Origin of the sequence: Nocardia sp. MDA0666 (genome assembly GCF_003023875.1) — a bacterium.
In the GTDB taxonomy this organism is placed as follows: Bacteria; Actinomycetota; Actinomycetes; order Mycobacteriales; family Mycobacteriaceae; genus Nocardia; species Nocardia aobensis.
This window is the reverse complement of sequence record NZ_PYHT01000028.1, coordinates 58,992-82,585: the sequence shown is the minus strand read 5'-3', so window position 1 is coordinate 82,585 and position 23,594 is coordinate 58,992. Positions and strand designations below refer to the sequence as shown.

The following is a 23,594-nucleotide window of genomic DNA, read 5'->3' as shown; positions in this document are numbered from 1 at the left end:
TGAAGGAGAACCCCGGTGACCGACCCCGCTACGCCCGAGCCTTCGTCCGGCGAGGTGGGTGATGAGCAGGGTGCGCCCGCGGAGGCTGATCTCGAGATCGTGGCCCGCCAGCTCGGCCGTGAGCCACGCGGGGTGCTCGCGATCGCCTATCGCACGCCCGACGGCCGACCGGCGGTCGTGAAGACCGCGCCGCGCTTGCCCGACGGCACCCCGTTCCCCACGCTCTACTACCTCACCGATCCGCGCCTGACCGCCGAGGCGAGCCGGCAGGAGGCCGCCGGGCTGATGCGCGGGATGACCGAGCGCCTGGCCGCCGACCCGGTACTGGCCGCCGCCTACCGCGTCGCGCACGAGAGCTATCTGTCCGAGCGCGACGAAATCGAGTCGCTGGGAACGGATTTCAGCGGTGGCGGGATGCCGGAGCGGGTCAAATGCCTGCACGTGCTGATCGCGCATTCGCTGGCCAAGGGCCCGGGGTTGAATCCGCTCGGTGACGAGGCCGTCGCGCTGGCGGCCGATACGGGACTGCGCGGCACCGCGATTCCGCAGGACTGGCCGAAATACGAGCAGTATCAACCGAATACCGACGCAGGAGACAGTGATGAGTGACCGGGTTGCCGCCGTCGACTGCGGCACCAATTCCATCCGGCTCCTGATCGCCGACGTCGGCGCGGACGGCCACCTCACCGACGTGCACCGTGAGATGCGGATCGTGCGGCTCGGCAAGGGTGTGGACGCCACGGGTGAACTGAATCCGGAGGCGATCGAACGCACCCGCGTCGCCCTGCACGATTACGTCGACCGCATGATCGACGCCGGGGTGAGCCGGGTGCGCATGGTCGCCACCAGCGCCACCCGCGACGCCCGCAACCGCGACGACTTCTTCACCATGACCGGGGTGGAACTGGGCCGCGTCGTGCCCGGCGCCCAGGCCGAGGTGATCACCGGCGACGAGGAGGCGCGGCTCTCGTTCGCGGGCGCGGTCGGCGAATTGTCCAGTGCCGAAGGACCGTTCGTGGTTGTCGACCTCGGTGGCGGATCCACCGAGGTGGTGCTCGGCGACAGCTCCGGCGTGCAGGAGGCCTACTCGGCCGATATCGGCTGTGTGCGGATCACCGAACGCTGCCTGCACGGCAATCCGCCGACCGGCGAGGAGGTCGCGTCCGCGCGGTTCTTCGCCTCGCAGCAGCTGGCCCAGGCCTTCGGCGTGGTTCCGGTCGAGCGTGCCCGCACCTGGGTCGGCGTGGCCGGCACCATGACCACGATCGCCGCCGTCGCGCTGGACCTGCCCGAATATGATTCGGATCGGGTGCATCTGACCCGGCTCACGTTCGATCAGCTCCGCGAGGTCTGCCACCGCCTGATCGGGATGAACCACGACGAACGCGCCGCCCTCGGTCCCATGCATCCGGGCCGGGTCGACGTGATCGGCGGCGGTGCGGTGATCACCGAGGTGCTGGCCGACGAACTGGCGCGCCGGGCGGGGATCTCCGAGTTGATCGTGAGCGAGCACGACATTCTCGACGGTATCGCGCTGTCGATCGCTTGAGGGGCGGCAGCGCAGCGCTACCACACAGGTCCGGTCCCTCAAACGCGATCGGCACCTTCTGAGGGGCGGCTCCGACACCCCGCTTGATCGGCGATTCCCCCGATCGGCGTACCTCGTTGCTGGACAATTGCGTCTCATGAGCAGGGTGGAACCCGTCCCGGGAGAGCAGGCGTCGCCGGAGACGCGCACGATATTCGGCCATCCCATCGGGCTGGTCAACTTGTTCGGAGTGGAGCTGTGGGAACGGTTTTCGTTCTACGGCATGCTCACGATCCTCGGGTACTACCTGTACTACTCGGTGACAGACGGCGGGCTGGGGCTGGAGAAATCCACCGCGACGGGCATCGTCGGCGCCTACGGCGGGCTGGTGTATCTGTCGACCGTGCTCGGCGGCTGGCTGGCCGACCGGGTGCTCGGAATGGAGCGGACCGTCTTCTACGGCGGCGTCGTGGTGATGGCCGGACATATCGCGCTGGCGGTGCTGCCCGGACTGACCGGTGTCGGCGTGGGTCTGGTGCTCGTCGCGCTCGGCTCCGGCGCGTTGAAGGCCAATGCGTCCTCCCTGCTGGGCACGCTCTACGAGAAGGGTGACCCGCGCGCCGATGGCGGTTTCACGCTGTTCTATCTGGGTGTGAATCTGGGCGCGTTCGTCGGTCCGCTGATCACCGGGCTGCTGCAGACCCACCTCGGATTCCACTACGGATTCGGGGCGGCGGCGGTCGGCATGGCGCTCGGACTCACGCAGTACGTGATCTTCCGGCGCAATCTGGGTACCCACGGGCGGGAAGTGCCGAACCCGTTGCCGCGCAGCCAGATCGGGAAGACGATCGCCTTCGTGCTGGTCATCGCGGTGGTGGTCGCCCTCGCGATGTGGACCGGGCTGGTCCGGTTGTCGAATCTGTCGTGGGTAACCACCGGCGTGATCGCGGCGGTATCGATACTCTATTTCGGATTGATGTTGACCAGTCCGAAAGTGGTTGCGGTGGAACGAGTCCGAGTGCGGGCCTTCATACCGCTGTTCATCGCCAACGCCGTGTTCTGGTCGCTGTTCCAGCAGATCTTCACGGTGCTGGCCGTCTACTCCGACGAACGGATGAACTGGACGTTGTTCGGCTGGACGGCGCCGGCGAGCTGGATCGGCTCGGAGGAACCGATCTGGGTCATCGTGCTGTCGCCCTTGTTCGCGCTCATGTGGACCCGCCTGGGCACCCGAGCCCCGACCACCCCCCGAAAGTTCGCCTACGGCGTGATGGGGATGGGCGCATCGTTCCTCCTGTTCGTCCCTCTGGCCGGCTTCGACGACGCAACCGTTCCCGCGCTGCTCGTCTTCGTCATCCTGGCCGGCTTCGCCATCTCCGAACTCCTGCTGTCCCCGATCGGCCTCGCGGTTACCACTCAGCTCGCACCCGAGGCTTTCCGAGCCCAGATGATGGCGCTTTACTTCTTCTCTGTCGGCATCGGCACCTCGATGTCCGGCGTCCTGTCCGAGTTCTACGACACCAGCCACGAAGTCGCTTACTTCGGCATCACCGGCCTGGTCGCGATCGCAGTGGGAATCGTCGTTTACATCCTAGCCCCGCAGGTCAGCCGCTTGATGGAAGGCGTGCACTGAGCAAATCCCCGGACAATTCCGAGACGGACGTACGACTTAGGTACGCTATCCCAGCCGCCCCCGTAGCCCAATTGGCAGAGGCAGCGGACTTAAAATCCGCACAGTGTCGGTTCGAGTCCGACCGGGGGCACCGAGAAGGTGCAGGTGGGCTGCGGTTTTCGTCGGTTCGCGGCCCTGCGGGCGGTCCCAGAAGGTCGGGAAGGCACGTCGACGTGAGGATGAGAGGCCGACTTACCCCTGAGCAACTGCGCGGGAGCTCGCGCTCCGAATCGCGCGTACGACAGGGGTGGTGTATTCGGACAACGGCTTGGACCAATTCGTCGACGATGCGATCGGCGAGCTCGCGATGGATGCCCCGATCCCGTGCCGCTGCTGATCGTCGCCGCTGAACGTGCCTTCGCCGGAATGCTCGACGGTTCGAACGTTGCGCGGGCGCAACAGGAGTTGTTGGACTGGTTCACCAGCCACTCGTAGGCTGTTCGGATTCCAGGCGTCCGCGCTGGGCGGCGGCAGCCCAGTCACGGTGCCTGCGCGCAAGGGGGTGCCTGGGGGACGTTGCCGACGGACTCTTCCTCAGGCCTTCTTGATGTTTCCGGCATTGTCGACATCCTGGCCGGTGATGCGGGAGATCGATAGCCGCATCACCTCTCGCATGTTCTTCACCGTCTCGATATGGTCGGTGATCACCGCATCGATCGAGTTGTCGGTGCCTGTCGCTTGGGTGAGGAACTTCTGGCGCAGCTGTTCTGCCATCTCGAAGTCGCCGAAGCCCGAGACGTTTTGCACTCGCAGCACCAGCTCTCGGAGGTGGTCGAGATCGTCCAGCCGAGTGTTGCAGGCCTTGAGGCACTCACGCGCGACCTCTTCCGAGTCCAGGTACAGCTCACCGGACTTCGCTTGCTCGGCGCATTGCTGCCACTGCTTCAGTTGGGCGCTCGGTTCGGCCATTGCCTTGTCCCCCTGGCTATTTCGGAAAAGATGGAACGATACTCTCGCCGATGCGCGCCAGTACTCCGCATGGCTCCGGCGGATTGTCCAATGATGCGCGGCCCAGTACCTGCAGCTGAACGACACCCTGTTGGGTAGGGAACACGACGTTGCAGTCCAACTGCTTGGAGGCGCCCTCGACGCGGAACTGTCGACCGCTGCGGCCAGCGATCGTCACGTCGGTGAAGTCGACGTTACCGGGCTTGTGTTCGAATTCATCGACGCTGCGTGCGGTCGAGTAGGCGGTAATCGAATACTCGGAGCCTCGCCATCCGCAGATCTTCCAGCCACTTTGCTGGATGCCACCCACACCGGACTCTTTGCTGGCCGGATCGACGTTCGCTGCACGCAACGCAATGTCGGGGATGCCGGTGCAAGGATCCCACAGGTCGGCGGCCTTGTCGGCGGTGGTGGTGGGTGTGCCTTCGGTAGTCGACGAGCACCCCGCCGCCGCCAGCGCCGCACAGATTGCCGCTGCTGCTACATATCGCCGCACTGATTCCCCTACATCGCCGGCCGGACACAGATCGGTCTGAACTATATGACGCGCGCCGGTGCCACGTGGTTCCGCCGTCGGACCAGCGAGGAAGCGAACAGCCTCATCGACGTCCCATCCGTGGACGATTGCGGCCAGCACAGCCGTCCACCGTTCCCAGCTTCCGGCCCGGTCGGCGAGCTGGTCGGGAGTGAGCATATGTTCGAGCGCCTTCCAAATGGGCAGATCGGGATTCATCGGTCCGTACTCCTATGTAGGTCAGTCATGGGTATGAGGACTTGGTTCCGAAAGGTGTCGGGCACCATCCGGCGGTGACGTTGGACCTCTCGACGCGATGCAGTTGTCGGCAAGCCGCACGTGGACTGGCAAGCCGCAAGTGGGTGGGGACTGCTGGTTCGGCATGTGGGCTAGCGGCGGGTCGCGCCGGAGTCTGGGGCGATGCCGATCGGCCATGGCAGGTGGTGTAGTCCTTCGCGCTTATGTGAGAGCATCGCCGCTGCTGCCGAATTGGATGCTCGGCGGCGGTTTCGTCATCGTCTGGTGGCCCAGCGGGCGAACGAGAGCCTTGGGTGAACGGTTTCCACGTCGGCGATCATCATCACCGCGTTCAGGGTGAGGAAGTCGAAATGTTGGGTGGATGGGGCGATTACGGCTTCGGCGCCGGTGGCGCGCACCTGGTCGGGCAGGGGGATACGGCTGGAATCCGAGGGCCAGACCAGGCGGTAGCCGAGGCGGGTGGCCAGGCGGCGGACTTGGGCGGTGTCCCAGTCCGGGGAGGTGGATTCGGGATGGACCCAGCCGAGCGCGATCGGGTGGGCGGGCGTCACCGCTGGGAGTCCTTGCGGCGGCGTTCACCTCGCAGAGGTAGGCGCGCTAAGGCGAAGGTCAGTCCGAGCAGTGCTGCGATGAGCAGCAACAGGATCCAGTCACAGCCTTTCATAACGCACCCCTTCATCCCCTCGGTCGGCAAGAGCGCCCACCGCCGAGGAGCCGGGGTTCGGCCGGCTACGGACCCGGCGATGGGGCCGTAGCTCAAGGTATGAGACGAGTCACGCGCGGTCTGTCCTGAAAGGACAAGTGCGACAGCGGAATGCGTGCAGGCCCGCGCTCACGGGTAGCGTTCGGCCTCGGGTGCTCGGTTTCGGTGCTCGGGCAAGTCGCGCGAAGTAGGCGGCGGATCCGCCGGAGTCCGGGCAATGCCGATCCGTCATGTGGGGCTTCTAGGTCGGACCGTTGCCATCGCGGCGGGCGGTGCGAAGTTGTCGGCTACCCCTCCCGCACAACGACGTGGGCGTGGATGCGTTGTGGCGCAGAGTGTTGTGCTTGCACGTGAGTAATTCTGGCGTGGGGGTTCGGCGTTCGAACTTGATGTGTGGGCTGGGCCTCGGATTTGGCGTGTGGGGTCGGCATGCGGACTCGGCGCTCGGGCTCGCCGTGTGGGGTTAGCGCGCGGGTTCGGCGTGTTCGGCCAGCGGCGGGTCTCGCCGGTGTCCGGGGCGATGCCGATCCGCCGTGCTGGGCCGCGTAGTTCGCGGCCGTCGGCGTCGCGGCGGGCGGCGGAAATCGGGATCGGCGCTGCCTTCTGCACGAAGACGTCTGTGTGTAGGAGTTGGGCACAGGGGTTCTACCCTCCTGCGGGTGGGGTCCTCGGCACTCGAATTCGGCGTGTCGCGTCGGCGTGCGGACGCAGCACTCGCGGGCAGCGCTCGGACTCGGTGCTCGCGTTGGGCGCGCGGCGATCGTGAGGCGGTGGTTTCGAAGCCGCGCGTGCCGCTGTACCACGGCTCCAAGTTGGCCAGTCCCAATGGTGTCGCGTGGTGAATTTTTCGTGCAAACCGGCCTTGATTCTGCGGTTTTCTCGCATTCGTGCGGAGGTTTGCACGATCTGTTCACCCCCTCGACGCTCGGACCCGCTGTGCAGGGACAACGCACGGACTCACCGTGTGGGTTCAGCCGTACGGGGTCAGCGGCGGGGCTCGCCGGAGTCCGGGGCGATGCCGATCCGCCGTGCTGGGCCGCGTAGTTCGCGGCCGTCGGCGTCGCGGCGGGCGGCGCGAATGGGGTCGGCATCGCCTTCCGCACGAAGACGTCTGCGTGTACGCAGTGGTGGCGCAGAGCGTTCCGCTCTCGTGAGGGTGGGGAGTAGCCTCGGCCCTCGAATTCGGCGTGTCGGGTCGGCGTACGGACTCGCCACTCGGACAGGCATGCGGGCTCGGCGTTCGAAGTCGATGTGCGCGATCTCGAGTGGACTCGGCGTGCGGGGCAGCGCTTGGGCTCAGTGCTCGGGTTCGGCGGACGGGGTCAGCGGCGGGGCTCGCCGGAGTCCGGGGCGATGCCGATCCGCCATGCCAGGCCGCGTAGTTCGCGGCCGCCGGCATCGCGGCGGGCGGCGCGGAGTTGGTCGGCTACCGCCTCGCGCACGAACAGGTCACTGCGGATGCGTTGCGGTGCAAGCTTTTCTGCCCGCAACAGCGTTGCTAGCCCCGAGTCCCGTGTCTTCGGTTCGGCGAGCATGACGCGTCCGGCCTCCGAGTAGAAACCGGCGAGCCGGGCAGGATCGGGAATCGTCTCGATGCCGATTCCCGAAATGGCCTCGAGTGCCCTCGGCCCGTCGCCGAGCTCTATCCCGACCGAAGCCCGCCAGACGGCAACGTTGATACGCCCGAACCACATACGTCCGAAGGTGCCGACATCGGAATCCATGCGTTCGGCCACGGCGGCTGCCTCATCAAGGTGCGTTGTCGCGGTCGTCCGGTCCGATTGCACAGCTGCGGCAAGCGCCGCCGAAAGGTGAAGCATTCCGTAGGACTGCAAGACGGTTTCATCGTTCAGGGACGATGTCATCTGATCGGCGGTCGAGACCGCCCGCGCGTAATGCTGCGGGCGGGACAGGGAGCCGGTCACGTTGTTCCGCATCCACATCGCTGCGCCGCGCCACTCGGGGCGACCAAGTTCGTCGGCGGTGGCTTGTGCCGCTTTCCCAGCCAGTAGCGGCAGGCCACGGGCACCGAGGTGCTTGGTCATCACCATCACCGCGTAAAGGGTACCGATGATGCCGCGCAGGATCGGCTCGCGATACTCCGGGCGGCGGACAAACAGGGCATGCAATTCAAGCAGCAGTGGCGGTGCCATCTTCCCGATGTTCTGATAGTCGCCAGCACCGCGTCGCTCCTCGAGCGTAACCAGATCAGCGGCGACCTCGTCCCAAGCCCTCACTGCCACACCGGGATCATCTCCGAGTTCGCAGACGTCGAGCGCTTGTTCTGCGGCGGCGATTCCCCCATAGGCTTCCGCACTGGGGCCCTCGGCAACTTCCCATGGCCGCCCGGTGAACTCGCTCGGCGCAACGCACAATGCGGCCGCGATCGCTTCGAGGGTGCGACGGTTCTCCAGCGACTTCTCGCCTCGCTCCAGCTTTCCGAGGTATCCGTAGGAGATTCCGGCTAGTCCGGCGGCGGCTTCGAGGCTCAGTCCGCGCCAGGCGCGGATTTCGCGGAGGCGGCGGCCGAGGTCGTTCGGCGGGATGCCGCTGTCGTCGTATTTCTTCCCCACGCCCATGGTTACCACGCTACGACCAGCGGCTCGTTCGTGCAGCGAGACTGCTGTTATGTCGGTGATCGTGAGGCCGTCTTTCGAAGTCACGCGCCCACCAAGGCTCCGGTTGTCCGGTACTGGGTGGTGAATTTTTCGTGCAAACCTGCCTTGATTCTGCGGTTTTCTCGCATTCTTGCGGAGGTTTGCACGATCTGTTCACCCATCCACAGGCCCGCACTGATCCACAGGTCTGTTGTTCGCCCTGGTGAGCTTCGGAGTCCATTGCCGGCCGCCCGGAATCATCGGTATCCGTGATTCGAACCAGGGCGGAACTGATGCGCGAAGTTTCGGCGGCCGCGATTGCCGCTCGCTGTCGCCGCGGGCAATATACGCGGGTGTTGCCGGGGATCTATGCGGTCGGGACGGTTACCCAGCGCACCAGGTGTGAGGCCGTGCTCGCGTGGTTGCCCGAGGCGGTGTTGAGTCATCGAACCGCGGCGTGGCTGTGGGATATGTTGCCGGAACCCGAATCTGTCGAAGCGACTGTGCCCCGGGGCCGGTATCGAGCCACACCGGAGTGGCTTCGGTTGAGCCGCCGCGAATTACGACCCGATTCGATCGATGAGGTCGGGGGGCTTCCCGTGACCTCCCGGGCTCGCACGTTGCTCGATTGTGTGCCGATCCTGCCGGACGCCGAGGCGGGCCGGATGGTCGACAATCATGCCCGCGCGGTGGCGCCCGCGTTGTCGGTCCTGACCACCGGACAGTACGGCTCGCCGCATCTGCGCGCGCATTTGCGTTTCGCCGCATTCGATGCTGCCTCGGAGCCGGAACGGTTGTTCGCTCGCGCGCTGGCGCGGCGCGGTCTTCATCTGCTGCCGAATCAGCCGATCGGACAGTACATCGGTGATCTCGTCGATGAACGGTCGCGAACGATCATCGAGATCGACGGTCGTGAATTCCACAGTGATTCGCTGACCTTCCGACGTGATCGGCGGCGTCAGAACGCGCTGTTGGGCGCCGGGTGGTTCGTATTGCGATATGCCGCCGCCGATGTGCACTCGTACCTCGACGCGTGCGTCGAGGAGGCCGTGCGGGTGATTCGACGCCGGCGCAGAAGCCGCAGATAGGAGCGTCCATCGCACTACGGCTGCGGCTCGTTGGTGCGCCGGAACGCCCTCACGATCCGCGGCGCCGGGGAGCGCTCACGATCCGCGGCACGGTGCAAGATCTCCGCCCGCACCCGAGCGCGCGACTGCCCACGTATCCGGGGCGTCGGCTGCGGATACGTGGGCGAGGGTGTGGCCGCTGTCGCGGACGATCATCCGGCGACGAGCGAAGTCGAGCGTCCCTTCCAGGCCAGCAGTCCGGCCTGGACGATGAAGAACACGCCACCGCCCGTCGCGTACACCGACAGCACGTCCAAACTCGGTGCGTCACCGAGGGATTGGCCGATGTAGAACATGCCGACCAGGAACGACAGGCCACCGGCGATGAGCAGCGGCCACTGTTTGCCGAGTTCGGGACCACGACGGTACAGGCCGACGGCGACCTGGGCCGCGCCCGAGAGGACCGCCCACGCGCCGAAGGTGGCGAGGGTTGCGGCTACGCCGCCGGTGATTGCGGCAGCCCCGGCTGCGACGGCGGCCAGCGTGCTCAGGCTGGAGTTGAAGGCGGTGACGCGGCGTTCGGGGCCTGCGTCGGTCGCCTTGTAGTCGATCAGTGAGGAGACGGCGTCGATCAACGGGTAAGCGACCAGCAGGCCGACGGCGAGGGCGTCGAGGGTTTCGTGTGCCGTGGCGAAGACGGCCGCCCATGCGACGGCGAGTACGCCGCGGCCGAGGTACAGCCGAATCAGCTCGGCGCGTTGGGATTTCGTGACGGCAAGGGTGCTCATCGGATTCTCCTCGGTTGGGAACGAACAGAACTTCACTCTCGTCCGGAGATCCGGTCGCGACATCCGTCGCATGACGCTGATGACGACGTAATCGCTCGCGTCGGCTCCGATTACGTCGCCGACAGCGTCATCTGACGGATGCCTGGCGACGGGCCCGCCTCGCACAGTGGAACCCGTATCCGCACCACTCGTTCGAAGGGCGTAATCACATGGTCGTAGTCGGACGTGGCCGCACGCGGCGGCGCGTTGTCCGGGCGGTTTCGGCGGTCGCGGCGGTTGTCGTCGCGGGGAGTGTGGCCGTTGCCTGCGCCGCCGAAACGACATCCCAGGCGGGGCCCGGCGAGGATGCGCCGAAGCCGACGATCGTGCTGGAGCACGGCGCGTTCGCGGACGCCTCCAGTTGGGACGGTGTCATCGAGAAGCTGCGCGGTGACCACTATTCGGTTGTCGCCGCGGCGAATCCGCTCCGCGGGCCGACCACGGACGCCACCGGTTTACGCGGCTTGATCAGCCATATCAACGGGCCGGTGATCCTGGTCGGGCACTCCTACGGTGGTTCGGTGATCAGCGCGGCGGGTGCTGGGAACGATCAGGTCAGGGGGCTGGTCTATGTGGCGGCGTTCCTGCCGGCGCCGGGGGAGACGGCACTCGGGCTGACCAATCGGTTCCCGGGCTCCACTTTGCCGGGCACATTGAATCCGGTGCCGGTCACGAACATCGACGGCAGCACCGGCACCGACCTCTACATCCGGCAGGACAAGTTCCGCGACCAGTTCGCCGCCGACGTCGCCCCGGACCGCGCCGCCCTGATGGCGGCGACACAGCGGCCGATCGCGCAGTCGGCGCTCGAGGAGCAGGCCACCGTCGCCGCGTGGACCGAGAAGCCGAGCTGGGATGTGATCACGACCGAGGACAAGAACATCCCGGCCGCGGCCCAGCGCTTCATGGCCGAACGCGCCAACGCCCATGTAACCGAGATAGCCGCATCGCATTCCGTCGCGGTCTCCCACCCCGATGTGGTGGCCGGGGTGATCGAGCAGGCGGCCCGGGACTCCCGCTGAGCTGGGGCGACATGGCAGCCGGGAGTCGTCTCGGCTGCCTCGACTCGATTCCGCCGCTCGAGAGAGTCGTTGAAGAGGAGATAACTCGCCGACTCAGCAGCAGCGCGTCGACATCGGCGCCCTCCGCGGCGGCCTGCACGTTCGGCGAGGCTGGCCGGCAACTCGATCCGGTGTGCCGTGGTGGCGGTGGCTGCCCGTCCAGCATTGCGCCGCAGGCGATCCGATCCTGCGGCTGCCGGATCGTCGACCACACTTTCTGCCGTGGTGGCGGCGAGCGGATCGGCTATACCCGCTGAGCCTCCAATAGGTGGACGGGCAGTCGCAGCCCGCCGGCCTCGTCGGTCTCCGGATGAAAACCCCTGGAAGCGAACAATTTCCGGATCTCCTCCGGCGGATTCACTGCTTCGATGTACTCCGGCTTCAGTGTCGTGATGTCCCAGTCCGGTGTGGTGAATTGGCTGCGTAGCTCGGATTCGGAGAGCGGGTAGGGCGCGTACAGGTGCGCGTGTTCGGTTGCGGCGAAGCTGAATTGGATGAGGTGGCCGCCTGGCTTCGTTACTCGGGCGAGGGCGGAGATGTGGGAGCGGCGCTGGGTGGGGGAGAGGCAGTGGAGGAGGGCGCTGCTCACCACCGTGTCGAAGTGGTTGTCGTAGCCCGCGAGGGTGGTGGCGTCGGCGACAGCGAAGGTGACCGGGAGGTCGCGGCCCGCGGCGCGGGTGCGGGCCTGGTCGATCGCGGTGGGGGCGATGTCGACACCTGTCACTCGGTAGCCGCGTTCGGCCAGGTGGACGGCGGTGTCTCCCGGGCCGCACCCGATGTCGAGCACCTCTCCGGTGATCCGGCCGGCGCGTTCCAGGGCGATGAGGAGCGGTTGGGCGCGGCCGATGTCCCACGGTGGTTTCTCCAGGCGAATGCCGGGGGCCAGGGCGGCGCCGCTGTAGAGCTGCTCGAAATCGACAGTCGTGGGGTCGATTCCGGATACGGAGAGGTCATCGGACATGTGCGGTCCTCTGCTCGGATGAGAGCGTCGCCATGGCGACTGCTCGGGTACGAATCCACCCTATCTCATATCGTACGAGAACGATATAATTGGGATATCGTATTAGTCATCGATCGAGCGAGGCCCTGATGTACGTCGCCTATCTGACCGTCATGCTCGTCACCATCGCCGCCAACACCTTCTCCGGGGTCGCCGCCGTCACCCGATTCACCCCGGTCATGGCCACGTTGGCGCCCGCGATGGAGACCGCCGGAATTCCGCAGTCGTGGCTCACCTTTCCGATCGGAACCCTGAAGCTCGCGGGTGCGGCCGGGCTGCTGCTGGGTGTGCTCGGGGTGCCGTATGTGGGTACGGCCGCCGCGATCGGCCTGGTGCTCTACTTCGTCTGTGCGGCCTATACCCACATCCGTGTCGCCGACTATGCGCAGACCTTCTATCTGGCTGTGGGGTTGTTCCTGCCCCTGGCCGTCGCCTGCCTGGTGTTGCAGCTCGCGGATCAGCGCATCTGAACCGGATGGATCGGCCGGCGCGGACTCGAACCGGAGCCGGGGCACGAAAAGTTCAGCCGTTCAACAAGCCCTTGGCGATATGCGTCACCTGGATCTCGTTGCTGCCCGCGTAGATCATCAGCGACTTCGCGTCGCGGGCAAGCTGTTCCACCTTGTACTCGGCCATGTATCCGTTGCCGCCGAACAGCTGGACGGCTTCCATGGCGACCTCGGTGGCGGCGCGGGAGGAGTAGAGCTTCATCGCGGATGCTTCGGCGAGGGAGACGGATTCGCCGGCGGCGGTGCGTTCGATGGCGTTGAAGACCATGTTCTGCACGTTGATCCGGGCGATTTCCATTTCGGCGAGCTTGAGCTGGATGAGCTGGAAGTGGCCGATCTCCTTACCCCACAGGGTGCGCGATTTCGCGTAATCGACACAGAGCCGGTGGCATTCGTTGATGATGCCCAGTGCCAGGGAGGCGATGCCGATGCGTTCGGCGGCGAAGGATTCCTTCGCGCTGTCCTTGCCGTCGCCCTTGGCGGGAGTCTCGGTCTCGCCGAGCAGGCGGTCGGGCGTCAGGCGGACGTTGTCGAAGACCAGTTCGCCGGTGGGAGACGAATTCATGCCCATCTTCTTGAACGGCGCGCTCTGCACGAACCCGGGCATGCCCTTGTCGAGGACGAAGGTCAGCACCTTGCGGTCGCGCCGGTCGGTGCCGTCCTCCTCGTCGAGTTTGGCGTAGACGACGGTCACGTCGGCGTACGGCCCGTTGGTGATGAAGGTCTTGCGGCCGTTGAGGATGTAGTCCTCGCCGTCGCGGCGGACGTAGGACTTCATACCGCCGAATGCGTCGGAGCCGGAATCGGGTTCGGTGATCGCCCAGGCTCCGACCTTCTCGAACGTCACCAGCTCCGGCAGCCAGCGCTTCTTCTGCGCGAGGGTGCCGCGGCTGCGAATGGTGCCGACGGCCAGGCCCAGGCTCACGCCCATCGATGCGACCAGACCCAGGCTCACTCCGGCCAGCTCGCTGTTGAGGATGACGCCCATACTGCCGGACCCGCTGAACCCGCCGGACTTGCCCGGCGTTCCGGCTTCCTCGCGAGCCAGGGATTTCGCCAGCCCCTCGCGCGCCATCTCGTCGAGGCCGAAGGTGGCGTACAGCTTGCGGATGATGTCGAACGGCGGCAGCGCGCCGCTCTCGAGCCGGTCTACATGCGGTTCGATTTCCTTCTTGATGAAGCCGCGCACGGCGTCGCGAAGCATCAGATCTTCGTCGGACCACTTGTACATGTCGTCAACTCCCGAGGATGGCCGGAACGGTCCCCTCGAATATAGAACACGTTCTAATTCGGGACGGCTGCCGCGTCGCCTTCGCGCCGCGGTGCGCACTCTCCCCACGGCTGGTGCTCGACTCGGCCCGGCCGCGGCGGCACTCTGAGATGATTTCGCGGGCAACAGGTCTCATCCCGTGCGTGCGCAGTCACGTCGACAGTCGAAGGGTTCCGTGATGACGAACCGACCTGCTTTTCCCGATGCGAACGAACGTCCCCTCGATACCTGCCTCCGCCTACGCAAGACCGCTCCGGTGGTCGAAGTCGACTTCCCGGGCGGCGTTCCGGCCTATCTCGCGCTCTCCCATCGGGCGGTCGAGGAGATCCTCGCGGGCGACAACAAGACCTTCGCCCGGGATCCGAAACACTGGCCCGCGCTCTACGACGGGTCGATCCCCGAGGACTGGCCGTTCCGGGCGATCGTGCAGGGCGACCATCTGTCGACCAAGGACGGCGCCGATCATCGGCGCTTGCGCGGCTTGGTCGGCAAGGGCTTCACGCCGGCCCGGGTCCGGGCTCTGGAACCGCGGATCCAGGCGATCATCGACGGCCTGCTCGACGGAGTGGCGGCCGCGGGTGATCGGGTCGATCTGGTGCCCGCGTTCTGCGACGCGCTGCCGATGGCGGTGATCAGCGAGTTGTTCGGCGTACCCGAATCGGAGCGGGCGCAGCTGCGGCAGTGGACGTTGACCTCACTGTCGCAGAATATTTCGGCCGAGGAGGCGTTCTCGACGCAGGTGGCGCTGCGCGGCTACCTCTACGAGCTGGTCGAACGCAAACAACGCGAGCCCGGTGACGATCTGACCTCCGATCTGGTCCGGGCACGCGACGAGGGCGACCGGCTCACCACCGACGAACTGGTCGCCGTGCTGTGGCTGATGCTGATCGCCGGCCACGAAACCACCGTTTACCTGCTCGGGAACGCGGTGGTCGCGCTGGGCCGGCATCCCGACCAGCTGGCCTTGGTGAAGGCGGAAGATCGGTGGGCCGATGTGGTGGAGGAGACGCTGCGCTATCGGCACTCGGTGATGATGACGAGTTTCCGATTCACGCTGGCGGACGTGACCATCGACGGGGTGCCGATTCCGAAGGGCAATGCGGTCGGTGTGGTCTACCAGGCGACCGGAGTGGACACCGCGTACCACGGTGACACCGCCGGCGAATTCGACATCACCCGCCCGCCGCGGCCACATCTCGGATTCGGCCACGGACCGCGCTACTGCATCGGCGCACCACTGGCCCGGCTGGAAGGCCGGCTCGGGTTGTCGAGCCTGTATCGCCGGTTCCCCGATCTGACACTGGCCGTCGACCCGGCCGAAATCCCTTACACTCCTTCGTTCTTCACCGTGGGACCGTTGTCGGTGCCGGTCAGTCCCGGTCCTGATCGCGGCTGAATACGGCAACGCCCGCGAGACCGGCAGCCGGTCTCGCGGGCCTTTCGGTCCGTGGTCAGCCGTGGACCATCTCGGTGTCCTCGATGTCCTCGGAATCGAGGACTACCGCCTCCGACGCGGCGGAGCGGTTGGGCAGCAGCACCGCCATCACGATCACGATCACCGCTAGGCCGGCGGATATCGCGAAGGCCAGCCGCATACCCGACAGGTGGGCGACGAGCGGTTGGATCCCGCGGTCGGTGAGCGTGGTGGCGCGGGCGGTCATCACCGTGACCACCAGGGCGGTGCCGAAGGCCGCGGCCACCTGCTGCAGGGTGCCGAGCATCGAGCTGCCGTGCGAGTACAGATGCTGCGGCAGCGCGCCCAGGCCCAGGGTGAAGACCGGGGTGAAGGCCGCGGCCAGCGACACCATGAGCAGAATGTGCAGCGCCAGCAGCTGCCAGTACGGCATGGTCAGCGAGATGCGAGTGAAACCGGCCAGGGCCGCGGTGATGCCGATCGCGCCGGGAATCACCAGCATGCGCCCGCCGAAACGGTCGAACAGCCGCCCGATCGTCGGCCCCAGCAGACCCATCGCCAGCCCGCCCGGCATCACCAGCAGACCGGTTTCCAGCGGCGAGAGCGAGCGCAGGTTCTGCAGGTACAGCGGCAGCAGGATCATCGAGCCCATCATCGCCAGGAAGGCGACCGCCATCAGCACCAGCGCCTTGGTGTAGGTGCCGGACAACAGGATTCGCAGATCCATCAGGGGAGAGCCGGTGCGCTGCAGGCGGATCTGCCGGACCGCGAACACCGCGATGAAGGCCACGCCGGCCGCGACGATCAGCGCCGGGATCACGATGTTGCCGACCTCGAACCGGCTGAGGCCGTAGACCAGGCTGCCGAAGCCCAGGGCCGCGAAAACGACGCTGGCCCAATCGATCGCGCCGCTCTCGGGTTCGCCGACGTTCTCCAGTTTGCGCAGGCCGAAGAAGGTCACCGTACCGGCGATGGGCAGTACCAGCAGGAAAAGCCAACGCCAGGAACCGATCTGGAGCACCAGACCGGAGATGACCGGACCCATGGCGGGAGCGACCGAGATGGCGAGGGTGACGTTACCCATGACGCGGCCGCGGTCGTGCTCGGGCACCACGGTCATCAGGGTCGTCATGAGCAGCGGCATCATCACGGCGGTGCCGCCGGCCTGCACGACGCGCCCGACCAGCAGGATCGCGAACGACGGCGCCGCGGCCGACAAGAGAGTGCCGGCGAGGAAGACGCCCATCGCGAGCGCATAGGCGCGACGCGTGGTGACGCGTTGCAGGAACCATCCGGTGACGGGGATGACGGCCGCCATCGTGAGCATGAACGCGGTCGACACCCACTGCGCGGACCGCTCGGTGACGTGCAGATCGGTCATCAGGCGGGGGATCGCGTTGATCATGATGGTCTCGTTGAGGATCACCACGAAGGTCGCGAGGACCAGCAGCCGGATCACCGCGGGGGTTCTTCGTCCAGCCGGGCGATGGACTGGTTCGGCGGGCATCTGTACCTCCGGGTGTCGCGAACGCAGAATGTCTGACCGACGCCGAGTCACCGTCTGTGCCTCGAACGCCACACCAGACCTGACGACCGTGACCCACTCAACTCATCGGTGCCGCGCAAGTATTCCGGCGCATCGCGCACGCGAGCATCCGATTTTCCGCGCCGAAGTGCGGCGATAGCCGCGAGAAACAGGGGCCGACCTGCGGCTGTTCCACAGAGCGCGAAGCGGAGAGACGCTCGTCACACCGGGTCGAGTTCGGCGCCGTTCGCCCGCGATGCCGCCACCGGGGCCGTCTGCGGCACGTCACCGCGGCCGACCTCGGGTAGCGGACCGAGCAGTGCCCGGCCGGCCCGCCAGTTCTCCCACATGCGGGTGAGCAGGATCGTGACCGCGGTGTACACGCCGCCGAGCAGCACATCGAAGACCCAGTGCTCGCCGCCGTAGACGAGGGTGAAGCCCATCGCGCACGGATAGATCACCAGGATCGCGCGCAGCCACCACTGTCGCGTCAGCGGCCACAGCGTCGCGGCCACCAGCACCGAGAACGCCGTATGGAGCGAGGGCACGGCCGCGAAGTAGTTGCCGTGATCCTCGAGCCATTGCGCGCTCACATTGGGATCGACCACGCCGAGTCCGAAACCGGATATGCGGCGGACGTGTTCCGGGATGGCTCCTTCGCGCCCGGCGTACCAGGGCGGCGCCGCGGGCACCAGCACATAGGTGACCAGCGCCAGATACGACAGCAGCAGAATCCGGCGCATGTATCGGATCCACAGTGGCCGGGAGTAGACGTAGAAGATCGCCGCCACGGCCCAGGGCAGGATGAAGTGGGTCGTGTAGACCACGCCGATGATCGGCGTCCACCAGGGCTGACCGTCGCCGGCCAGATGGTCCTGCAACCAGATCGTCGGCAGGGTGCCGCCGAACATCCAGCGGTCGATGTCGACGAGTTCGTGCATGCGCAGCGGCATGCCGAGTTTGTCGGCGAGGTCGCGGGTGTAGTCGTAGACCATGAGCGCCGCGATCAGCGGCAGCCAGTCGGTCAGTACCCGGATGTGCTGGCGCCAGGGCCGGTCGATGGTGAAGGCGAGGACCCCGCCGATCATCCATGCCGCCTCCTGGACGCGGCCACCGGGAAGTGCTCCGGTGATCAGAGCCACGGCCAGGGCCGCCAGGTAGGCGAACCGCACGGCATAGCGGATCACCCGCCGTGGGACGGTCGGCTCCGCGATTTCGGTGGTCTCCGGATGTACACCGAGCATTCGGCCAGTGTGCCATTCCAGTTCACGGGCCGGACACGCTCATCCGGTTCGCGTGTCGCGCCGGACCGGCGATCCCGGGCAACACACCGCGGCGCCGGCCTTGCTGGCAATGTGCTGTCAAGCTGCGCTGAGGTTGCCGCGAATCGCGCCCGCACGCTGGTGAAGGCCCTTGGGCCGCAGTACGTTTCGAGCGTATGCACCATATCGAAAGGTCGGGACCGTGATCATCGCACTTCTCATCGCCGCACTCAGCACGGGCAGCGCCGCCGTGGCGACCGCCACCGGACTCGCGAGCATGTTCGCCGGTAACCTCTGATCGGCGTTCCCCGGATACCCGGAACGAGGGGGGTCTCTCGGTAGAATCCGTCCCCGATGAGGTCTCACCGGGTCGGAGTGGGGAGGATGCGGCAGTGCTGGAGGTGTGGGGGCGTCGGACCGCGGTCAGATATGCCGACGGGCGGATCACCACCACACCACTGGGCGTCGACGACGATGTCGCCATGGATGTGCGGGTCTGCGATCTGCGCGACGCCTGCCTCGCCGAAGCCGACAGCGGTGACCTGCTGATCCTGCTGTATTTCCGGGCGCCGGACTATGTGATCAAAGGCGTTGCCACCCGGCGCAATCCGGCGACGATCTTCCTCGAACCCGAGGTGTTCACACAGGCGGCCACACTCGTCCGCGCTGTCGGCGACGATCTGCTCGAGATGCGACGGATCGTGCGGCAGCGGCCGAATCTGGCTCCGCCCCGGCCGGTTCCGGGGCAGTACGGTCCGATCCGCCCCGACGTGTCGCGTGCGGCCGAGCGGATGCGCACACCGGAACTGTGCGCGCGAGAGCTGGCGGCCCTGCACGCCTACGCCCGCCCGGACGAATACGTGCTCGAATGCGCACCGTGCGGTCATCGCGGTGCGCCGGGACTGGTCGTGATCACCACCCTGCGGCTGTTGTTCGTCTCGGCCGGGGCGACCTACGAGTTCCCGGTGGCCGCGCTGGATCGCAGCGATGTCGCGGCGCCGCCCGGATCGGTGGCGACGCTGCGCATTTCGGACGGCAATACGGATCTGGAATTCGTCTCCACCGAGGCCGAGGATCTGCTGCGCGTCGACGGCGCCGTGCGGCTGGCCTGCGAGATCGAACATGTCGACGGCTCGATCGTGATGGCGCGCCCGTCCTCGCTGGACCTGTTCGGCGAATGGCAGTTGCTGGTGGAGCGGCGCAAACTCGGCATGGTCGACACCGAGCAGTTCAAATGGGAGGGCGTCGGCATTCTGCGCGCGATGCCGCAGTAACCGCCTGTCGGTGGAACCTCTCAGTGGAAGGGGGAGAGCCCGAACACCGGCGCGCCCGGATGCAGCGCCACCCGCCGCCACGGACTCGACGGGCGCATCAGCAGTCCGCGGATCATCCAGCGGCGCTCGTCGACCTGCTCCTTGGCCGCGGCGAGGTCCTGGGTGGCCGCCCAGAAGATGGCACCGGTGAGGAAGCCGGCCGCGAACTGCCGCCAATTGCGGTAGTGCTGCTGGGCTTTGGCGAGCGCGCGGCCCAGCAGCGTCCACGCCTCGTCCTCGTCCAGATATCCGGCGGTGTGCGCGGCCCGGGCGATGAACACGATGCGCGAGAGGTCCCAGGCGGTCGCGTCGGTGTTCAGCGGTTGCGGCAGCCGGTCGACGATGCCGAATTTGATGGCCTGCAACCAGGCGTCGTAGTCGCGGTCGATGCCGTTGACACCGCGATAGCCGCGCACCTCGGACACGGTGTGCAGGAATTCGCGGTGGCTGTCGGCGAGGCCGGTGCGGTCGACGCGGGTGGTGTCCTGAGCGGCCGCGGTCGCCAGCGGATGCACCATCGCGAACAACGGTGCGTGCATCCCGCTCAACAGCCGGCCGATGGTGTCGCGCGCATCCTCGGCGTTGTCGACACCCCACGATTCGTGCAGGCCCTCGATGGTGGATTCGCGCCGGGTCTCCGAACTTCCGGGGTGTTCGGGCTGGAAGGCGACGGTGTCGTTGTAGGAGCTCCAGCTGCGGCCGTAGTACGCGCCGATGGCCAGCGCCCGGATGCGGTCCTCGCCGATGGCGACACCCGACCACTTGTCCGAGCCGGGATCGAAATCCGAGCTCGGAAATCCGCTGATGCGCGGCAGTCCGTGCGGTCCGGCGATGATCGTCACCATTGCACCCCCTCGCCCGTGAATACTGTCCGTGCGAGCCTACCGACCAGCCCTGCCGGTGCTCGCGAACCCATCGCGTACTTTCGAACCGAACCCCGGCCCGCGAAGGAGTAGGACATGCAGACCGTGACGTCGCAGGACGGCACCACCATCGCCTTCGACCGGATCGGTTCCGGTAGTGCGGGAACCGTCGTGCTGATCAGCGGCGCATTCGGCTATCGGGAGGTCCCCAACACCGTCGAGCTGGCGCAGGCGCTGGCGGAGAACTACGGCCTGCGCGTGCTCAACTACGATCGGCGCGGCCGCGGCGACAGCGCGGACTCCCCGGGTGTCTACGACAGCGCCAACGAAATCGCCGACATCCGCGCGCTGGTCGAGGCCGAGGGCGGATCGGCCGCCCTGTTCGGCTGGGGTTCGGGCGCGATACTGGCGCTGCTGGCCGCGCGTTCGGGCGCGATCACGGGGGTCACCGACGTCGTCGCCTTCGAACCGCCGTTCGTGGTCGACCCGAAGGATCACGTGCCGCCCAAGGACGCGGAGGAGAAACTGCGCGAGCGCATCGCGGCGGGCAAACGCGGCGGTGCGGTCCGGTACTACATGACCAAGGTGATGGGCGTGCCGGAACTGGTCGTCGCGGTGATGCGGATGTCGTCGGTGTGGAAGAAGCTGGTCGCCACCGCCGATTCGACGGCCCACGATTTCGCTGTGCTGAAACCGTTTTCGCGCGGACAGACCATCCAGCCGGAGGATTGGGCCACGCTCACCCAGCCGACGCTGCTGCTGATCGGCGATCGTTCCGCTCCGGCGCTGACCAAGGGAGCCAAGAAGATGGCCGAGGTGCTCCCCAATGCCGAATTGCGGGAACTGCCCGGCGTGAGCAACGATCCGGTCGCCGCCGAACTCGCCCCGGCGATCGGTGAATTCCTCACGCGCACACGGTGATCGGACGCGGCGCCAGGTTCGCGAGGGCCGGCTAGCGGATGCTGGTGGGAGCCCGCACGACCCGCCCGCCCAGCCGTTCGGTCACCTCGAAACCCTGTTCGCGGAACCAGCGCGCCAGAATCGGGACCGCCGAATCGTCGTCGCGGAAGGTGGGCACCAGCTGCGCGACGATATGCATGCCGTGCGCGTCGGCGGTCCGGCACAGATGGCGCAGTGTCGCGGTGCCCAGGCCCATCCGGCGCAGCGGCGGGATCACGTCGATGTGGTCGAGTTTGATCGTGCTGGCATAGATGTCGAACTGGACCGCCGCCGGTCCCTGCTTCTCGGCCAGCGTCGCCGGATCCGCGGGCACCGGCCGCACCTCGCCGGGCAGGTGGACAGTGAGCCGGCGCCGGGCCTCGTCGTCGGGCGCCATGCGGACGGCTTGCACGACGCGCTCGGTGAGATCGCTGACGGCCGAACGGTCCCCGTCGGCGGCGAGCGGCCGGATATCGGTGGTCCGGCGGGCCGTCTCGCGTAGTGCGCGCACCCAGTGCGAGTCGGTCTTGCCGTAGAGCTCGGCCAGCTGACCGATGGTGTGCTCGAGTCCGAAACAGCCGCCGAAGGTTCCGGTGTCGCCGCCCGACAGCACGCCCCACAGATGGTCATCGGCCCCGACGCAATGGCGGGCCAGTTCGGCCCGGATCTCGTCGCGGCGGCGTTCGGCCTGATCGACCGCCGCGCCCGGCAGGATGCGCAGCCAGCGTTTCCATCCGTCGAGATTGGCGCGGATCCGGGTACCGGCGAGTTCGGCGCACGCCTGCTGGTAGTTGCTCCAAGCTTGCTCTCGCCGCTGGATCAGCTGCCGATCCGGGCGGGTGGCGTCACCTTCCGCGGTCGGCGTGTTGTCGTCCATATTTATCTACGGTACGACGGAAATGCAGCGTGACCGGGGTGTTGTGGAATCACCGGTGGTGTGTCGCCGTCACCGGGTCGCAGTTGGCGGACGGTGGCCGGGAGATTTACCGATCGATTGCGCCTGGCGTGTCGGGCTCAGGATTCGGTGGGCACCTTGGTCCGGAGCGAACGCAGCGACGCGGGTAGCAGCGGTTCCTGCGTCGTGGGCCGCGGTCCGGTCACGACGTACAGGGCGACCAGCAGCACACTCAGCCACACATAGGTGTCGCCGACCAGATGCTGCCACGGCGTCCACGCCAGTTCGCGGTTGTTGTCGCCGGGTTCCCAGTTCTGCGGGCCGATGGTGAACACGACCGCGGTCGCGATGATGATCGCGTACCAGATCATCGCCGGCCGGCGCGGCAGCCGAGTCGCCACACCGACGGCGGCCAGCAGGCCCGGCGCGATCCAGACCCAGTGATGCGACCACGAAATCGGCGAAACCAGCAGGGTGAAGACGGCATTGAAGGCCAGGGCGAGCGCCGGATCGGCGACCGCGCGCCGCATCGCCGCCACCACCAGGACCAGCAGCGCCAGACTCAGCAGCGCCCACAGGGCGGTGAAGGCCGGTTCGGGGACCTGGAAGCGCGAGAGCACGCCCTGGATCGATTGATTGGTCCGGAAGGCCGAACCGCTGAGCCCGGAGACATTGCCCATCCCGCCGAACCAGTACTTCACCGATTCGTGCGGCATCACGGCGAAGGCGATACCACTCGCGACGGCACCGGTGATCGCCGCGGTGATCGCCGAGCGATAGTCACGCCGCACCAGGAAATAGAGGACGAACGCGGCCGGTGTCAGTTTGATCGCCGCGGCGATGCCGACCAGCATGCCGCGCGGCCAGCGAGTGCGTTTGGGCAGGCAGTCCGCCGCGACCAGCACCATCAGCAGCAGATTGACCTGTCCGAAATCCAGCGTCGAATGCACCGGTTCCAGCAGCATGCCCAGCGGAATCGCGCAGGCGCTCGCCCACAGCACCACCTCGGTGCCGCCGCTGCCCCAGACCCGGCGTGCCACCAGATAGAGAGTGATCGCCAGCGCCAGTGTGGAAACCACGAAGAAACTGATCGCCGCGGCATTCCACGGCAGCAGCGCGAACGGTCCCAGCGCCACCGCGGCGAAGGGCGGATAGATGAACGGCAGGCTGATCCCGAGCGTGGTCTTCGGCAGGCTGCCGTACATATCGGCGCCGTCCCACATCGCCTGTACGCCCAGGCGATACACCTGGAGGTCGATGAATTCGCGCTTGATCGGCAGCAGCGGCCAGCTGGGCCGCAACAGCCAGAAAACGCTCAGGGCGACCAGCAGTACCGGAACCAGCCAGACGAGCCGACCGATGCGGTGGGCTCCCGGCACGCGAGGCTCCGGCAGCGGCCGGGCGGATGTGGAGACGCTAACCATCCGGG

Annotated in this window: 21 protein-coding genes and 1 tRNA gene; 10 read left to right on the top strand and 12 right to left on the bottom strand. The window is 66.9% G+C overall.

The window, feature by feature from the left end:
* Positions 1-54 precede the first annotated feature (54 nt).
* From C8258_RS28205 to C8258_RS28190, 4 genes are all read left to right on the top strand, one after another.
* On the top strand, positions 55-609 hold the full coding sequence (locus tag C8258_RS28205; RefSeq protein WP_106957739.1) for a DUF501 domain-containing protein: 555 nt from the start codon (positions 55-57) through the stop codon (positions 607-609).
* Entirely contained in the window at positions 602-1,549 is a 948-nt protein-coding gene (locus C8258_RS28200; RefSeq protein WP_106957738.1) for a Ppx/GppA phosphatase family protein, read from the top strand. The genes C8258_RS28205 and C8258_RS28200 overlap by 8 nt, the downstream gene beginning before the upstream one ends.
* Positions 1,550-1,685: 136 nt before the next feature.
* Positions 1,686-3,161 carry a peptide MFS transporter gene (locus C8258_RS28195; RefSeq protein ID WP_106957737.1) on the top strand — a complete coding sequence of 492 codons (1,476 nt, stop codon included), beginning with the start codon at positions 1,686-1,688 and terminating at the stop codon, positions 3,159-3,161.
* 56 nt (positions 3,162-3,217) lie between these two features.
* Positions 3,218-3,291, top strand: a tRNA-Leu gene (locus C8258_RS28190).
* 443 nt (positions 3,292-3,734) lie between these two features.
* Here the strand turns inward: C8258_RS28190 and C8258_RS28185 are convergent.
* From C8258_RS28185 to C8258_RS28170, 4 genes are all read right to left on the bottom strand, one after another.
* A complete protein-coding gene (locus C8258_RS28185; protein ID WP_106957736.1) occupies positions 3,735-4,109 on the bottom strand; it encodes a hypothetical protein in 375 nt (124 codons plus the stop codon).
* A 16-nt stretch (positions 4,110-4,125) separates the two neighbouring features.
* Positions 4,126-4,881: a DUF3558 domain-containing protein gene (locus C8258_RS28180; protein ID WP_233225395.1), complete on the bottom strand. Its 756-nt coding sequence runs from the start codon at positions 4,879-4,881 to the stop codon at positions 4,126-4,128.
* Positions 4,882-5,174: 293 nt separating this feature from the next.
* A complete protein-coding gene (locus C8258_RS28175) occupies positions 5,175-5,471 on the bottom strand; it encodes a hypothetical protein (protein WP_233225394.1) in 297 nt (98 codons plus the stop codon).
* A gap of 1,474 nt (positions 5,472-6,945) precedes the next feature.
* Entirely contained in the window at positions 6,946-8,286 is a 1,341-nt protein-coding gene (locus C8258_RS28170) for a helix-turn-helix domain-containing protein (RefSeq protein WP_146161355.1), read from the bottom strand.
* 533 nt (positions 8,287-8,819) lie between these two features.
* On the opposite strand from C8258_RS28170, the gene C8258_RS32705 reads away from it, so the two are divergent.
* Complete coding sequence (locus C8258_RS32705) at positions 8,820-9,308, top strand: endonuclease domain-containing protein (protein WP_158271324.1); 489 nt, start codon at positions 8,820-8,822, stop codon at positions 9,306-9,308.
* A gap of 191 nt (positions 9,309-9,499) precedes the next feature.
* On the opposite strand, the gene C8258_RS28160 is transcribed toward C8258_RS32705, so the two are convergent.
* A complete protein-coding gene (locus tag C8258_RS28160) occupies positions 9,500-10,075 on the bottom strand; it encodes a hypothetical protein (protein ID WP_106957733.1) in 576 nt (191 codons plus the stop codon).
* 209 nt (positions 10,076-10,284) lie between these two features.
* Between C8258_RS28160 and C8258_RS28155 the strand changes: the two genes are divergently transcribed.
* Positions 10,285-11,136, top strand: coding sequence for an alpha/beta fold hydrolase (locus C8258_RS28155; protein WP_106957732.1), 852 nt, complete (start codon positions 10,285-10,287; stop codon positions 11,134-11,136).
* Positions 11,137-11,419: 283 nt separating this feature from the next.
* Here C8258_RS28155 and C8258_RS28150 read toward each other — a convergent pair whose 3' ends face one another.
* A complete protein-coding gene (locus C8258_RS28150) occupies positions 11,420-12,136 on the bottom strand; it encodes a class I SAM-dependent methyltransferase (protein ID WP_106957731.1) in 717 nt (238 codons plus the stop codon).
* A 128-nt stretch (positions 12,137-12,264) separates the two neighbouring features.
* Between C8258_RS28150 and C8258_RS28145 the strand changes: the two genes are divergently transcribed.
* Positions 12,265-12,645 carry a DoxX family protein gene (locus C8258_RS28145; RefSeq protein WP_036505131.1) on the top strand — a complete coding sequence of 127 codons (381 nt, stop codon included), beginning with the start codon at positions 12,265-12,267 and terminating at the stop codon, positions 12,643-12,645.
* Between the two features lie 52 nt (positions 12,646-12,697).
* Here the strand turns inward: C8258_RS28145 and C8258_RS28140 are convergent, their stop codons facing one another.
* The gene (locus tag C8258_RS28140) at positions 12,698-13,915 is read right to left on the bottom strand and encodes an acyl-CoA dehydrogenase family protein (protein ID WP_106957730.1); all 1,218 of its coding nucleotides are present in this window, start codon (positions 13,913-13,915) and stop codon (positions 12,698-12,700) included.
* A 217-nt stretch (positions 13,916-14,132) separates the two neighbouring features.
* On the opposite strand from C8258_RS28140, the gene C8258_RS28135 reads away from it, so the two are divergent.
* Positions 14,133-15,350 carry a cytochrome P450 gene (locus C8258_RS28135; RefSeq protein WP_106957729.1) on the top strand — a complete coding sequence of 406 codons (1,218 nt, stop codon included), beginning with the start codon at positions 14,133-14,135 and terminating at the stop codon, positions 15,348-15,350.
* Positions 15,351-15,405: 55 nt separating this feature from the next.
* Here C8258_RS28135 and C8258_RS28130 read toward each other — a convergent pair whose 3' ends face one another.
* The gene (locus C8258_RS28130; protein ID WP_106957749.1) at positions 15,406-16,875 is read right to left on the bottom strand and encodes an MDR family MFS transporter; all 1,470 of its coding nucleotides are present in this window, start codon (positions 16,873-16,875) and stop codon (positions 15,406-15,408) included.
* A 239-nt stretch (positions 16,876-17,114) separates the two neighbouring features.
* The gene (locus C8258_RS28125) at positions 17,115-18,137 is read right to left on the bottom strand and encodes a phosphatase PAP2 family protein (protein ID WP_233225393.1); all 1,023 of its coding nucleotides are present in this window, start codon (positions 18,135-18,137) and stop codon (positions 17,115-17,117) included.
* A 410-nt stretch (positions 18,138-18,547) separates the two neighbouring features.
* Here C8258_RS28125 and C8258_RS28120 point away from each other — a divergent pair, with 410 nt between their 5' ends.
* Complete coding sequence (locus tag C8258_RS28120; protein WP_106957728.1) at positions 18,548-19,429, top strand: hypothetical protein; 882 nt, start codon at positions 18,548-18,550, stop codon at positions 19,427-19,429.
* Positions 19,430-19,449: 20 nt separating this feature from the next.
* Here the strand turns inward: C8258_RS28120 and C8258_RS28115 are convergent, their stop codons facing one another.
* The gene (locus C8258_RS28115) at positions 19,450-20,313 is read right to left on the bottom strand and encodes a DUF1266 domain-containing protein (protein WP_051024991.1); all 864 of its coding nucleotides are present in this window, start codon (positions 20,311-20,313) and stop codon (positions 19,450-19,452) included.
* Between the two features lie 114 nt (positions 20,314-20,427).
* Here C8258_RS28115 and C8258_RS28110 point away from each other — a divergent pair, with 114 nt between their 5' ends.
* On the top strand, positions 20,428-21,252 hold the full coding sequence (locus C8258_RS28110; protein WP_036505122.1) for an alpha/beta fold hydrolase: 825 nt from the start codon (positions 20,428-20,430) through the stop codon (positions 21,250-21,252).
* Between the two features lie 31 nt (positions 21,253-21,283).
* Here C8258_RS28110 and C8258_RS28105 read toward each other — a convergent pair whose 3' ends face one another.
* Together C8258_RS28105 and C8258_RS28100 are read right to left on the bottom strand one after the other, a co-directional pair.
* Positions 21,284-22,147 carry a hypothetical protein gene (locus C8258_RS28105; RefSeq protein ID WP_106957727.1) on the bottom strand — a complete coding sequence of 288 codons (864 nt, stop codon included), beginning with the start codon at positions 22,145-22,147 and terminating at the stop codon, positions 21,284-21,286.
* A gap of 137 nt (positions 22,148-22,284) precedes the next feature.
* Entirely contained in the window at positions 22,285-23,589 is a 1,305-nt protein-coding gene (locus tag C8258_RS28100) for a glycosyltransferase 87 family protein (protein ID WP_084506652.1), read from the bottom strand.
* Between the last annotated feature and the right edge of the window lie 5 nt (positions 23,590-23,594).